At 53.8% G+C, this 14,205-nt stretch carries 13 protein-coding genes and 1 pseudogene; 5 read left to right on the top strand and 9 right to left on the bottom strand.

Annotated elements, in window-relative coordinates; translation table 11 throughout:
• Window positions 1–353: 353 nt before the first annotated feature.
• The 8 genes from corA to lptM all read right to left on the bottom strand — a co-directional run bounded on the left by corA (window position 354) and on the right by lptM (window position 7,340).
• Complete coding sequence (gene corA / locus AAIG39_RS20140; protein ID WP_039077036.1) at window positions 354–1,304, bottom strand: magnesium/cobalt transporter CorA; 951 nt, start codon at window positions 1,302–1,304, stop codon at window positions 354–356.
• A gap of 153 nt (window positions 1,305–1,457) precedes the next feature.
• Window positions 1,458–1,514: a YsgD/CorL family protein gene (ysgD, locus tag AAIG39_RS20135; RefSeq protein ID WP_212743980.1), complete on the bottom strand. Its 57-nt coding sequence runs from the start codon at window positions 1,512–1,514 to the stop codon at window positions 1,458–1,460.
• Between the two features lie 148 nt (window positions 1,515–1,662).
• Complete coding sequence (gene uvrD / locus AAIG39_RS20130) at window positions 1,663–3,825, bottom strand: DNA helicase II (RefSeq protein ID WP_039077035.1); 2,163 nt, start codon at window positions 3,823–3,825, stop codon at window positions 1,663–1,665.
• A gap of 131 nt (window positions 3,826–3,956) precedes the next feature.
• Window positions 3,957–4,673, bottom strand: coding sequence for a 5-amino-6-(5-phospho-D-ribitylamino)uracil phosphatase YigB (gene yigB / locus AAIG39_RS20125; RefSeq protein ID WP_090088472.1), 717 nt, complete (start codon window positions 4,671–4,673; stop codon window positions 3,957–3,959).
• Window positions 4,673–5,575 (bottom strand): tyrosine recombinase XerC, encoded by a 903-nt coding sequence (gene xerC, locus AAIG39_RS20120; protein WP_090088469.1) that lies wholly within the window; start codon window positions 5,573–5,575, stop codon window positions 4,673–4,675. The genes yigB and xerC overlap by 1 nt, the downstream gene beginning before the upstream one ends.
• Window positions 5,572–6,279, bottom strand: coding sequence for a DUF484 domain-containing protein (locus AAIG39_RS20115; RefSeq protein ID WP_090088467.1), 708 nt, complete (start codon window positions 6,277–6,279; stop codon window positions 5,572–5,574). Before AAIG39_RS20115 ends, xerC begins: the two co-directional genes overlap by 4 nt.
• Window positions 6,276–7,100 carry a diaminopimelate epimerase gene (gene dapF, locus AAIG39_RS20110; protein ID WP_343194586.1) on the bottom strand — a complete coding sequence of 275 codons (825 nt, stop codon included), beginning with the start codon at window positions 7,098–7,100 and terminating at the stop codon, window positions 6,276–6,278. The genes AAIG39_RS20115 and dapF overlap by 4 nt, the downstream gene beginning before the upstream one ends.
• Window positions 7,101–7,136: 36 nt before the next feature.
• The gene (lptM, locus tag AAIG39_RS20105; RefSeq protein ID WP_090088465.1) at window positions 7,137–7,340 is read right to left on the bottom strand and encodes an LPS translocon maturation chaperone LptM; all 204 of its coding nucleotides are present in this window, start codon (window positions 7,338–7,340) and stop codon (window positions 7,137–7,139) included.
• A 229-nt stretch (window positions 7,341–7,569) separates the two neighbouring features.
• On the opposite strand from lptM, the pseudogene AAIG39_RS20100 reads away from it, so the two are divergent.
• Window positions 7,570–7,794: pseudogene (locus AAIG39_RS20100) on the top strand (hypothetical protein); the annotation flags it as partial.
• A 298-nt stretch (window positions 7,795–8,092) separates the two neighbouring features.
• Entirely contained in the window at window positions 8,093–8,416 is a 324-nt protein-coding gene (gene cyaY, locus AAIG39_RS20095; protein ID WP_090088463.1) for an iron donor protein CyaY, read from the top strand.
• A 74-nt stretch (window positions 8,417–8,490) separates the two neighbouring features.
• Here cyaY and cyaA read toward each other — a convergent pair whose 3' ends face one another.
• The gene (cyaA, locus tag AAIG39_RS20090) at window positions 8,491–11,034 is read right to left on the bottom strand and encodes a class I adenylate cyclase (protein WP_343194577.1); all 2,544 of its coding nucleotides are present in this window, start codon (window positions 11,032–11,034) and stop codon (window positions 8,491–8,493) included.
• Between the two features lie 311 nt (window positions 11,035–11,345).
• Here cyaA and hemC point away from each other — a divergent pair, with 311 nt between their 5' ends.
• Genes hemC through hemX form a run of 3 tightly spaced genes read left to right on the top strand, consistent with a single transcriptional unit; the run spans window position 11,346 to window position 14,203 of the window.
• A complete protein-coding gene (gene hemC, locus AAIG39_RS20085; protein ID WP_343194576.1) occupies window positions 11,346–12,287 on the top strand; it encodes a hydroxymethylbilane synthase in 942 nt (313 codons plus the stop codon).
• Window positions 12,284–13,024, top strand: coding sequence for a uroporphyrinogen-III synthase (hemD, locus tag AAIG39_RS20080; protein WP_090088455.1), 741 nt, complete (start codon window positions 12,284–12,286; stop codon window positions 13,022–13,024). The genes hemC and hemD overlap by 4 nt, the downstream gene beginning before the upstream one ends.
• 21 nt (window positions 13,025–13,045) lie before the next feature.
• Complete coding sequence (gene hemX, locus AAIG39_RS20075; RefSeq protein WP_343194575.1) at window positions 13,046–14,203, top strand: uroporphyrinogen-III C-methyltransferase; 1,158 nt, start codon at window positions 13,046–13,048, stop codon at window positions 14,201–14,203.
• Window positions 14,204–14,205: the final 2 nt, after the last annotated feature.

Here is a 14,205-nt window from a genome sequence, read left to right as displayed (position 1 = left end):
GCTGAGGTCGCAAAGCTGGCTAATCACGACAACCTCGACGACGATATCTGCTTTAGGCATGTCGAACGTCTTACAACCCGCCTTTGGACATTTTAATCCCGCTGTATTTATCTTTGTCTGGCAAGGATAAATACACGGGTGAAATGGCTAGTTGTCTACCTTTCCCTTGCCTTCAATCTGGATAAACGCCCTATCACGCTATTGTTGTGTATGCTGCTATTTACTTATCTGAAGGTGAATATAAATGCACAACGGGCGCGGGGCAGCGGATTAAAAATCCGCTAAGAGTATTCAGAGCTGGGGTTTGTAAATAAAAAGGTTCAGCAGAATGGCTGAACCTTTTTATTTTAGCTTTACAGCCAGTTACGACGTTTGAAGTAGAGATAAGGCGCCAGCCCGGCGAGGATCATAAAGACAATCGCGCCCGGGTAGCCAAAACTCCAGTGCAGCTCAGGCATAAACTCAAAGTTCATCCCGTAACTGGACGCCACCAGCGTCGGCGGCAGGAAGACAACAGAAACGACCGAGAAGATCTTGATGATCCGGTTCTGCTCAATATTGATAAAGCCCATTGCCGCCTGCATCAGGAAGTTCACTTTCTGGAACAGGGATTCGTTATGCGGCAACAGGGATTCGATATCGCGCAGGATTTCGCGGGCCTGTTCCAGCTGGCCGCCTGGCAAACGTGCTTTACGGACCAGGAAGTTCAGCGCACGCTGGGTATCCATCAGACACAGACGCACCTTCCAGCCGATATCTTCCAGCTCCGCCAGCGTTGACAGCGCTTCGTCATATTCATCGCCCTGATGGCCTTCCATGATCACACGGCTCAGTTTTTCCAGGTCGCTATAGATGTTTTCAATTTCATCGGCGAGCTGTTCGATTTTGGTCTCGAAAAGATCAAGCAGTAATTCATAGGCGTTGCCATCTACCATTGCCTGACTACGGGCACGCATGCGGTAGAGACGAAATGCCGGCAACTCACGCTCACGCAGGGTGAACAGGCGACCTTCGCGGATAGTAAATGCCACGGTGGAGTTACCGGCGTGGTCTTCCGCATCTTCAAAGAAGAAGAAGGAGTGAATGTGTAAGCCGTCTTCATCTTCAAAAAAACGCGCAGACGCTTCGATGTCTTCCAGTTCCGGGCGTGTGGCCAGGTTCTGCCCCAATTCAGACTGCACGCGGGTTCGCTCGTCATCGTCCGGCTCGACCAGATCAACCCAGACGGAACTGGCGAGGTGCTTTATTTCGTCAGCTTCGAGACGGGTTAAACGATTATTTTCCAGTTGAAATGCGCTCAGCATAGCCGGGACTCCCAATGCAAAAATGACTGGACAGTTCGGTTGGGCACACAAGAAACATTTGGCGTTTCAGACCATTAAACAGCCTGACTCAGCGCGACGGGAATACAGCAGGTCGCTGACAACCACTAAGGCCATCAGCATAAGGAGATAGCCTTAGGAGTTGTTCCTGGATGACAGGGAATTGAGCCAGTATCTACTGGGTGTGTCCAAGGCGAATGTCCTCTTAGCGTGATCGTGCGCGCATGTTACGCCAGCAAAAATGAGGCGTCAACACGCAACGAAACGCTAAAGGGTAATATTTCCCCCTCAGCGTATAAGGCTAGCAGAATATTACAAAATAATGATATTTTTCTGAAAGTTACACTGTTTCAAGGCGCGCATAGGCAGCCACCAGCCATTTAATGCCCTGCCCCTGGAACGCCACCTGCAAACGACTGTGTTCGCCGCTGCCTTCAAGATTAACAATTGTCCCTTCGCCGAACTTCGGATGACGCACACGCTGGCCCAGCTTATAACCCGTATCGTTCTCTGAAATCGGCGCGCCAAGACGTTGATGACTGACCGGACGACTGACGGTAGCGCGCAGACGTACCTCTTCCACACAGTTTTCCGGCAGCTCGCCGATAAAGCGCGACGGACGGTGATAGGCTTCTTTACCATACAGACGGCGGGTTTCCGCATATGTCAGCGTCAGTTTCTGCATAGCGCGAGTCACACCAACGTAGGCCAGGCGACGCTCCTCTTCCAGACGTCCGCCTTCATCCAGCGACATCTGGCTGGGGAACATCCCCTCTTCCATCCCGACAATAAACACCTGTGGGAACTCCAGTCCCTTGGCGGAGTGCAGTGTCATCAGTTGTACTGCATCCTGCCAGGTATCTGCTTGCCCTTCGCCCGCCTCCAGCGCGGCATGGGAGAGAAACGCCTGCAATGGCATGAGATCTTCGTCTTCTTCGTTGTAGCTGAACTGGCGGGTTGCCGTCACCAGTTCCTCTAAGTTCTCAATACGCGTCTGGCCTTTCTCGCCTTTCTCCTGCTCGTACATCATCCAGAGGCCGGAATCTTTCACCACCCGGTCCGTTTGTACGTGTAACGGCATATCGGCCGTCTCCTGTGCCAACGCGTCAATGAGCTCCATAAAGCGCTGTAATGCACTTGCCGCGCGACCGGCCAGTACTTTTTCCTGTAATAATTCGCGAGTCGCCTGCCACAGCGTCAGCTGGCGATCGCGCGAAGTCTGGCGCACAACATCCAGTGTTCTGTCGCCAATCCCACGCGTCGGCGTATTCACCACACGTTCAAAAGCGGCATCGTCATTGCGGTTTGCAATCAGGCGCAAATAGGAGAGCGCATCTTTGATTTCCTGGCGTTCAAAGAAGCGCATCCCGCCATAAATACGATACGGCATGCTTGCCTGTAACAGCGCCTCTTCCAGCACGCGTGACTGGGCGTTACTACGATAGAGAATGGCACAGTGCTCCAGCGCACCGCCGCTCTCCTGCCAGGTTTTAATACGGTTAACAACAAAACGTGCCTCATCGAGTTCATTGAAAGCACAGTAGAGTGAAATCGGCTCGCCATCGGCGCCGTCAGTCCACAGGTTTTTACCCAGACGACCGTTATTGTTTTCGATCAGGGCGTTCGCCGCGCTGAGGATATTGCTGGTTGAGCGGTAGTTCTGCTCCAGGCGAATCGTCTGCGCGCCGGGGAAATCGTTAAGGAAGCGCTGGATATTTTCTACCTGTGCCCCGCGCCAGCCGTAGATCGACTGATCATCGTCGCCAACAATCATCACTTTGCCGGTGTCGCCTGCCAGCAGGCGGATCCAGGCATACTGAATGTTGTTGGTATCCTGGAATTCATCCACCAGGATATTGGTGAAGCGCTCGCGGTAGTGCTGCAGGATATGCGGCTTATTGAGCCACAATTCGTGCGCGCGCAGCAGCAGTTCGGCGAAGTCCACCAGTCCGGCGCGATCACAGGCTTCCTGGTAAGCCTGGTAAACCTTCTGCCAGGTCTGTTCGACCGGGTTACCGTAGCTTTGAATATGGTGCGGACGAATGCCTTCGTCTTTCTGGCCATTGATGTACCACATGGCCTGACGCGGCGGCCACTGCTTCTCATCCAGGTTCATCGCCTTGATCAGACGCTTAAGCAAACGCAACTGGTCTTCGCTGTCGAGGATCTGGAAATCCTGCGGCAAATTGGCATCCATATGGTGCGCACGCAGCAGGCGGTGCGCCAGCCCGTGGAAAGTACCAACCCACATACCACCCTGGCTGGTCCCCATGAGTTGACCGATACGGTGGCGCATTTCCGCCGCGGCTTTGTTGGTAAATGTCACCGCCATAATAGAATAGGGCGAGCAGTTTTCCACGGTCATCAGCCAGGCGATGCGATGCACCAGCACGCGAGTCTTGCCACTGCCTGCCCCGGCCAGCACCAGCATGTTGCTACGCGACGCGGCAACCGCGTCACGCTGTTTGTCATTAAGGCTGTCGAGCAGGTAAGAAACGTCCATTGGCACCGCCGCACGAAAATAAGTATGGGGCCACTACGCGCAATAACCACGATCCGCAGGGCGCTAAACGCACCTGCGGGCCAAAGGATGACGCGAAGAAACCCTGGGAATTTATACAGAACTTGTGGTGATTATATCAGCGTGGTGAGGGATGCCAACCGCGAAATCTCCAGATGTGGCAGCAATCGGCTATCAGAAGCCGTCAACAGGTCAGCCCCTTCCGGTTTGATCCAGCAGGCCTGCATACCACAGCGAATGGCGCCGGCGACATCGGTCGTCAGATCATCCCCGACGTGCAGAATTTCACCCAGCGGAATGTTCAGGCGTTCCGCCGCAAGGTGGTACATATCGTTAAATGGCTTCGCACGTCCGTCAGGACCCGCGCGCAGCACAAACTCAAAGTAATCGGCCAGGCCGAACAACGCCGGTTGCGCGTTGCCGTTGGTGATCGCGACCAGCGGCCATTTTTCAGCTAGTTTCGCCAGGGTTTCATGGGTCTCTTGCGGCACATCAACACGGCTACGCCATTTCGCGAAATGCTGCATTGCGGCTTGTGCCCCTTCTGCCGCCTCATCCGCCGTTAGCCCCGCATCCAGCATGGCGCGTTCGACCGCACGACGGCGCCATTCGGTCACATCGTGGTAGATCTCCGGTTCTGTGAGCAGCAGCGACTGGCGAATGCGTTTCAAGTCCGTGTTTTCCAGCGCATTCAGAGACGGATGATATTGTTGAACAAACAACAGGGATTCTTGCTCAGTTCGCAGAATAACCGGGCGGTTATCGTAAAGCGTGTCGTCGAGATCAAAAGTGATAGCCGAGATATGGCCCCTGGGCCGGTAAAATCGCATTATTTCCCCCGTTTGGCGCGTGGATGCGCTGCGTCATACACCGAGGCAAGGTGTTGAAAATCAAGATGGGTATAGATTTGTGTGGTGGAAAGGTTAGCATGCCCCAGGAGTTCCTGCACGCCGCGTAGATCGCCGCTGGACTCCAGCATATGGGTGGCAAAGGAGTGACGCAATTTATGCGGGTGCACATGGCTATTCAGCCCCTGCCTGATGCCCCACTCGGCAAAGCGTTTTTGCACATTACGCGCGGAAATACGTTTCCCCAGTTTCGAGAGAAACAGCGCCTCTTCTTCGGTACCAAATAACCCGCGCAGATCCAGCCAGTGTTCAATCCAGATGACCGCATTACGCCCAACAGGTAAACGGCGCTCTTTGCTGCCTTTCCCCATCACCCAGACTTCACCACTTTCCAAATCAAGGTGTTTGATATCCAGCCCCACCAGTTCGGATAAACGCAGCCCGGCGCCGTACATCACCTCCAGCATCGCCCTGTCGCGGACGGCCAGCGGATCGTTAAGATCGATATCCAGCAGACGGTTGACGTCATCCACATCGATATTTTTTGGCAGGTGACGCGGTGTTTTCGGGGCGGAAACGCCCTTCGCGGGATTGGCAGGAAGCTCGCCCTGGCTCACCAGCCAGTCAAAGAAGCTGCGCAAAGCCGAAAGGCGAAGCGCCAGGCTGGCGGCACCCAGACCTTTGCGGCGACTGCGTACGGCAAAAGCCCGTACCATGGCGGCATCACATTGTTGCCAGCGCTGCAAACCGATTTCCCCGGCAAGCGCAATGATGGCATCAAGCTGACGCTGATAATTGAGAAGCGTGATAGGGCTTAGCTGACGCTCCACGCCCAGATAGCGCAGGAAACGCGTGACAGCCTGGTGCAGGGGTGAATCAGTCATACGCGCTCGATCCAGCGCTCCAGCAGGTCCGGTAACATCATGGCGATCTCTTCCAGCAGCTGCGTGCCCTGTCCATGCTGGTAGTGATGTGGGTCGCGACTACTGAACAGAACCACGCCCAGATCGGCGTCTGGCCCCATCATTGTTACCGCCACAGAACCGATCGCTTTCGCTTCCGGCAAGAGTAAGAGTAACTCCGGTCCGTTCAGTGAACCGAGATAATGCTGTTGTTGACCCAGGCGCTGAATACGCAGCGGCTCAAAGGCCTGACGAGAGAGCGCAAGATGGGTAAAACCGGAGGGTGCGCCAAGACGCCAGCGGTCAGGGAACAGGCGGACGGTCGCCCCTGCCAGCCCCAAATCTCTGGCCCACCGCTGGAAGCGATTCAACATTTCCTCAAGGCTTTTGGCCGAAGCCAGTTTGCCCTGCAGACGCAACAGGCGATAGAACAGCCCTTCATTGGCGCTGGCCTGCTCCATCAGCAACGTCATGTTCTCTTCCAGCACGTTGATATGGTTACGTGCCCGAACCATGTGCCACTCGACTAACGAAATCGAACCGCGTACGGGATGAGGAACACGAATAGCTTCAACAGCGTGTGCGTTACGGATAAAAAACTCAGGATTACGCAACAGATAATCGACGACAGCGTGGTCATCCAGTTCCATAAACGTTTCCTGCAGTTCTTCCCCTGGTTGCTTCATAGATGAATAAACCCGTCGTAGACATGTGCCGCCGGGCCAGTCATAAACAACGGTTGGCCCGGTCCTTTCCATGCGATATCCAGCCGACCGCCTGGGAGTTCCACATGTACTTCCTCTGCCAGCAAACCTTGCTGGATGCCGACAGCGACCGCCGCGCAAGCGCCACTTCCGCAAGCCTGCGTTTCGCCCGCGCCACGTTCATACACGCGCAGTCGGATGTGATCGCGTTTGACCACTTGCATGAAACCAATGTTAGCGCGCTCAGGAAAGCGTTCGTGGCTCTCCATTACCGGCCCCAACGTTTCAACCGGAGCGGTATCGACATCATCGACCTGGATAACGCAGTGCGGATTGCCCATTGAGACAACGCCGCACAATATTGTTTGTTCCGCCGCACGCATAATATAGGTCTTTTCCGCTTTGTTCGCCCGGAACGGAACCTGTGACGGCTCGAAATTGGGCTCGCCCATATTCACACGCACCAGCTCGTCATCCGTTACGGTTAATACCATGCGGCCATTTGCGGTGCTGACGCGAATGTCACGTTTATTGGTCAACCCTTTTAAACGCACAAAACGGGCAAAACAACGTGCGCCGTTTCCGCACTGGGAGACTTCGCTGCCGTCAGCATTAAAGATGCGATAGTGGAAATCAAGTTCAGGATCATAGGGTGGCTCGACCACCAGCAGCTGATCGAACCCCACCCCGAGATGCCTGTCAGCCATACGGCGGATCAGATCAGGGGAAAAAAAGACATTCTGCGTTACCGCGTCGACGACCATAAAATCGTTGCCAAGGCCATGCATTTTAGAGAACTGCATCATCTACTCCATATACGCGGATACAGCACGGGAACGTTAGTAATTCACCTGCGTTGGGCCATCATTATCGCCACGATCGTTGCGGTCCGGGGTGGTTGTCTGAATGGCACTTTCGGTTTTTTTGGTTGGCGGCGGCGCATTTTTGTCAGCCGGCGGGAAATAGAGCGGCCCTTTCAGACCACAGCCCGTCAGGCTAAATAAGGTTAATAATACAGCCAGGGTTCGACACACGTCTTTCATTGTAGGTTGCCTGTTGGTTCATTCTTTCTGCTTTCTATCATCGCAGGAGAAGACACAAAAGCAAGCGTTTAGCACGTCTTTATAAAATCGGAAAAGCCGCCCGTTTAGCTGCTTACGGCACATTCTCAGCACCAAATATGCTTTGCTACACCTTCTCTTCTCATGGCCATGATGGCGTGATGAAAATTAACCAGCTGTTTTATCTCCTTTCTCTCTTGTTACAGCCCGCCCTGGCATGCCGCCTGTGGACATCCCCCTCTTTTCAAATTTTCGAGAGCTTTGCCGCTGATAAACATAGCCTTTACTACGATGGCAGACGTACTGGCGATAACAGTACTGAAAGGCCTGTGAATGTGGCCAGGCTGCGCAAAAATCCTGGGAGCAGCGCGGCAAATTTTCTGCGGCGTTTAACCCCTGCGTCGCGCTGCCTTTCGGTCCCAGGGATACTCTGGCGTGAACACGTATGGATTATCGCGTACCAGATGAAAAGGAAGCACACCTGGACAATAACCCCCTATCTTCGAAATTGGTTCGCCCCATCACCAGGCGTATCGGGCGTTATCAAAACCGCCTGTACATCGCTACGTTATCTCCCTCAGGCGAAGAATATTTGAACTGAGTTCATCCGCACCCTTTGTCAGTAAGTGGACGCATAACAGAACAGAGGACGAAAAATGAAAGCACAGGCGCGGCTTTGATGCGATTCGCTCCTGCGGCTATACTGCCGCCATCACGTAAAACGGGAAACGACAATGAACGACAGTGAATTTCATCGCCTTGCTGACACTCTTTGGATGACTATTGAAGAGCGTCTGGACGACTGGGATGGCGACAGCGATATCGACTGCGAAATCAACGGTGGCATATTGACCATCACCTTTGAAAACGGCAGTAAAATCATCATCAACCGCCAGGAACCCCTGCATCAGGTATGGCTGGCGGCCAAACAAGGCGGTTATCATTTCGATCTGAAAGGAGACGAGTGGGTTTGCGACCGTTCAGGCGAAACCTTCTGGGATCTGCTGGAACAGGCGGCAACGCAACAGGCAGGCGAAAAGGTGAGCTTTCGCGGCTAATACATAGCCTGGATAAAACATCAGGCCGCATCCGGGAGCCCCGGGTGCGCTTACCCGGGCTACCAGCAAAAATGTCAGGAGAAGTACTGCTGCAACAGTGGCGTGTCGTTATCCTGATTGGCAGACGCAACGGGCGCAATAGCCTGATTGCGGAACGGAATCACCTGTGCCCGGCCATCAACGTTCACGATTTGATAGAACTGCGGCAAGTTGAAGTTGATAAAGCTGGAGCCATAAGTAAATCGGTCGTGCGAGGACGAATAGAAGCGGCTAACGTCACGCACCAGCTCCTCTTTGCTACCTTCGCAGTGGTGATACACTTCCGCACGGTTGCTTTCATCCAGAATATAAATATTAAAACCGTCATCGCCGGTCTCTTCGAAGAAGAACTGGATAATCCCTTCGCTGGCAAACCCGTCCACCACCTGCGGCAGTTTAACGTGGTTCGTTTCGACCTGAACCGACAGCCCGTGCAATTTGTTATGCGAAATCGCGCCATAAAATTCAATCGCGTTTTCCAGTTTCTGCACTGACACATTCAGACGCTCGAAGAAGAGTCCCCAGGTCTGTCCGGCTACACGTAACGCTTTGAAACGTCCGGTCTCCTGACGGGTACTGGACAGGCGCAACTCAATGCATTCAGAAACCAGTTGCTGTACACGGGTACGGATCAAACCGCGCAGATGCTGGCTATAACAGAAGACTTCAACGCTATCCGGCGGCGCGGCATCCTGATGCATTTTTCCCAAAATGGTTTTCAGTGCTTCAATCATCGCCTGCTCGCCGTTGAAATGCAGTGTACGCACTTCATTCCAGGAGTTGCGATAAAGCAGGTCTACACTGCCAACCAGACAGTTTTGCTGCTCGCCGAAGCTGAATACATCAAGCTTACGGAAATCGAAATGCACTACCTGGTTTCGGAATGCCGCAGTCGGGTCATATTCCAGATTGACAATAATTGCCAGATGGCGGATTTCGCAGGGGCTATATAGCGCTTTCGGCGTTGGCGCAGGCAGACGCAGCGGGAAGTGATGGGACACATTTGCTACCATCTCCTGCAGTTTTGCAAAATCAACAATGCCATTACCTTTAATAAACAGGCGCGTACGTGAAGTCAGCAAACCATTAAACCACGCCCACGCCACCAGTTTGTTCAGGTAACGGTTATATTCCAGCGGCTGATGGCTAACGATAGAGTCCATGTTTGGGGCACGGTTATACAGGTACCAACCCGTACGATTCGCCCGGCCCGGGGGCACATAGATAAAGGTTAAATTGGGCTCGGAGAGATCCGGAGAAATCTGCGGATTCACCAGGGTGACTTTACCCGGCAACGCTTCAAAAGCGGCATATAACTTACGGGTCAACACCCCGATGTCCTGCGGACTGGCGGAAACGCTCAGGTTGTTGCGGCGCGCAAAACGAATCAGATTACGATAGCTCTGCATCATGGCATCGAGCAGTTCGTTATGCGCTTCACGCACCTGGTCGATTTTCCAGTTTGCCCGATTATCCAGCATGGTGAGACGCGCTTCGTCCCAACCCCACTCTTTCACTAGCTGACTGACGACTTCACGCCGCCAGCCCACACAGGCACGCTCACGGCTCAGTTTCTCACACACTTTTAAATAGAAACATCGACGTACAAGGTCGAGACGGGTGAAATCTTCAATGGCTGTCAGATAATGGGTGACGCGCTCCAGCATCATGCAGTAGTGATCAAGGCCGAACGAAACGATTTCACCATCGTGCAGACGCTGTTTAATGTCTTTCGCCAACAGGCGGGTGTTCGGATACTCCCAGGAATACGCTTCCAGCAGCAGGGTTTTCAGGACTGCTTTATAGGGGGAGTCGATACTTTTATAAAGTTGCCACAGGCTGGCCCCGAAGTACTCTTCGGCGGACAGGGAACTCAGTCCACCCAGATCCAGCCATTCATTTGGCGTCAGTACGCCCTGTGCATAGAGCGTCATGACGTAATCGTCATAGTGCTCCTCTTCATCGCCCGGCACCATATTCCACAGAATACGCTTACCAGCCAGACGCACAGCAGTACGATAGAATTCATCAAGCAACAGAATATGCTGCGTCGAGCCACAGTCTTCACCCCCCAGACTGCCGCTTTCATTATGGCGGAAACGGTTCTCATCAATTAAGAAGAAGCTGACTTCCACACCCAGTGACGCAGCCCAGCTTTCAAGCAGGCTGCATTTACGTTGCAATAGCTGACGCTCTTCGTTATCGAGCCACGACTGATGGCAAACCCAGATATCCAGGTCAGAAGAACAGCTTTGTCCTACCGATGAAGTACTGCCCATGGAGTAGACGCCGGTTATCGGCAATTCACCTTTTGGCGATTCCTGCGGGGGCATTCCACGATAGAGCTCAAGCTCGTTGAGGTAGTGGCGCTGGGTTTCATCAGGCGTGTAGAGACAGATGCCTTTGGGAACGTTACCTTCGAGGTAGCCCGGCATCAACGGATGATGGTAGTGCAAAAGCGTGGGCAGCAGGCTGTAAACCTGCTGGAAAGCAGGGCCCATGGCCGCTAGCGCGCGATCCACACGCAATTGGTTGATGGCATCCAGCCTCTGTTTCAGAGTCTCAATATAGAGGTACAAGACGTATCGCCTGATGTTTACAGAAAGTCCAAAATCGCCGTCACCTTTTTTCGCCCTTGTCTTTGTGGTGGTACAGACGAAAAAATGGTCTAAAACGTGATCAATTTAACACCTTGCTGATTGACCGTAAAGAAAGATGCGCTACATACCAGTTTAGCACCATTTACAATCTGTAAATTCCCACTTACGGCTGAGGGTGTGTCTCGTATTGACGGGACCGTGCTCGCCTTACCTATGCAATCACCACGAACACTGACACCCTAAGACAAGAATGTTAGGATGGTCGATGGATGATAATGACGGTAACAAGCATGTTAGACAATGTTCTGAGAATTGCCACACGGCAAAGTCCCCTTGCACTTTGGCAGGCACAATATGTTAAGCAGCGCCTTGAGGCGCTCCACCCAGGCCTGACGGTCGAACTGGTGCCTATGGTCACGCGTGGTGATGTCATTCTGGACACGCCCCTGGCGAAGGTCGGCGGTAAGGGCCTGTTTGTGAAGGAACTTGAGCTGGCATTGCTTGAAAACCGCGCCGATATCGCCGTGCACTCGATGAAAGATGTCCCCGTCGAGTTCCCGGAAGGGCTGGGGCTGGTGACGATTTGTGAGCGTGAAGATCCACGCGACGCCTTCGTCTCTAATCACTACAGCGATATCGACGCGTTGCCTGCCGGGAGCATAGTTGGCACATCAAGTTTACGCCGACAATGCCAGCTGGCGGCACGCCGCCCGGATCTGGTGATCCGCTCTTTGCGCGGCAACGTCGGTACCCGTCTGTCGAAACTCGATAATGGAGATTATGACGCTATCATCCTGGCGGTGGCTGGTCTGAAACGTCTGGGGCTCGAATCGCGTATTCGCGTCGCGCTGCCGGCAGAGCTGTCTCTTCCGGCAGTCGGTCAGGGTGCCGTTGGCATTGAGTGTCGTCTTGCAGACGAACGCACCCGTATGCTGCTCGCCCCGCTTAACCATCACGAAACCACCGTGCGGGTTGCCGCAGAGCGTGCCATGAATACCCGCCTCGAAGGTGGCTGCCAGGTGCCGATTGGCAGCTATGCTGAATTACATGACGGTGAACTGTGGCTGCGCGCGCTGGTTGGCGCGCCGGACGGTTCAAAAATGGTTCGCGGCGAACGCCGTGGCCACCCGGACGACGCCGTCCAGCTTGGTATCTCGCTTGCAGAGGAACTTCTGGATAACGGCGCACGTGAAATTCTGGCAGACGTCTACAACGGAGATGCGCCCGCATGAATATCCTTGTCACCCGCCCATCCCCGGCAGGGGAAATGTTAGTGAGCCGACTGCGCGCACTGGGACAGGTGGCATGGAGTTTTCCGTTGATCGAATTCACTCCGGGCAGGGAACTGAACACGCTGCCCGAGCGTCTGTCGGCGCTGGGCAAAGACGATATGGTTTTTGCCTTATCTCAACATGCCGTGACTTTTGCCCACGCACATTTACAGCAAACTCACACTCGCTGGCCTTTACACCCAGCCTATTTTGCTATTGGTCGCACGACCGCGCTGGCGTTACATACTGCAAGCGGTATTGAGGTACGCTATCCGCTGGATCAGGAAATCAGCGAAGTCTTACTACAATTGCCTGAATTACAAAACATTCAGGGCAAACGTGCGCTAATCTTACGAGGAAACGGTGGGCGCGAGTTATTAGGTGAAACGCTGGTCGCTCGTGGTGCTCAGGTTGAATTTTGCGAATGTTATCAACGCTGTGGGAAATTGTACGACGGGGCACAAGAGGCCATGCGCTGGCATACGCGCGGTGTCGATACGGTAGTTGTCACCAGCGGTGAGATGCTGCAACAGCTTTTTACGCTTATTCCGCTCTGGTATCGCGAAAATTGGTTACTACGCTGTCGGCTGTTGGTCGTCAGCGAGCGTCTGGCGAACCTCGCCCGGGAACTGGGCTGGCAAGATATTCAGGTCGCTGAAAACGCAGACAACGATGCGCTGCTTCGCGCATTACAATAACACTCATAATGGGAAGCCATAATGACGGAACAACAACACTCCTCTGCCGTGGTTGAAGAAACCAAACAGGCTGATGGCTACACGCCGCCGCCGAAAAACGCCGAGAAGAACAACCGCGCGGGCAAGACAAGTCTTGCTCTTAGCGTAATTGCTATTGCGATTGCGCTGGCAGCAGGCGTCGGTCTTTATGGCTGGGTAAAACAGCAAACAACTGTACTGCGCGCAACAAATGATGAGCTGGCAAACCAGGTCATTGCGATGCAACAGGCACAGGACAAACAAAAAGCCGCGCTGGAAGGTGTCATTAAACAGCAGGCAACGCAACTTGATGAGGCCAAACGCCAGCAAGACGCGCTCGCCAGGCAGTTAAATGAGGTACAGCAAAAGGTTGCCACGATTTCCGGCACCGATGCGAAAACCTGGCTGCTGGCGCAGGCTGACTTCCTGGTCAAACTGGCCGGACGTAAACTGTGGAGCGACCAGGATGTCACCACCGCCGCAGCGCTGCTGAAAAGCGCAGATGCCAGCCTGGCGGACATGAATGATCCCAGCCTTATTACTGCGCGCCGCGCTATTACGGATGATGTCGCCAGCCTCTCTGCGATTTCCCAGGTGGACTATGACGGCATCATCCTGAAAGTAAACCAACTCTCGAACCAGATTGATAATCTGCGTCTGGCAGATAACAACGACGACGACTCCCCGATGGACTCGGATAGCAGTGAGCTGTCGAGTTCCCTTAGCGAATGGCGCGTGAATCTGCAAAAAAGCTGGCAGAACTTTATGGACAGTTTCATCACGATTCGTCGTCGCGATGAAACCGCTGTGCCACTGTTAGCCCCGAACCAGGACATCTACCTGCGCGAAAATATCCGCTCACGGCTGTTGGTTGCGGCGCAGGCCGTACCTCGCCATCAGGAAGAGACCTACAAGCAGGCGCTGGATAATGTCTCCACCTGGATTCGAGCTTATTACGATACGGATGATTCCACCACCAAAGCGTTTCTTGAAGAAATTGACAAGCTTGAGCAGCAGTCCATCGCCATGGCGGTACCTGAGTCGCTGAAAAGCCAGCCGATTCTGGAGAAGCTGATGCAGACTCGTGTGCGTAATCTTCTGGCGCAGCCTGGTGTTGCCCAGGATCCAAATGCACCCGCTCTAGCGCCGCAAGGAGAATAATC

It is taken from the genome of Phytobacter palmae, from assembly GCF_039409775.1.
Taxonomy (GTDB): Bacteria; Pseudomonadota; Gammaproteobacteria; order Enterobacterales; family Enterobacteriaceae; genus Phytobacter; species Phytobacter palmae.
Note: the sequence above shows the minus strand (reverse complement) of the source record. Positions and strands in the feature narration are given on the sequence as shown.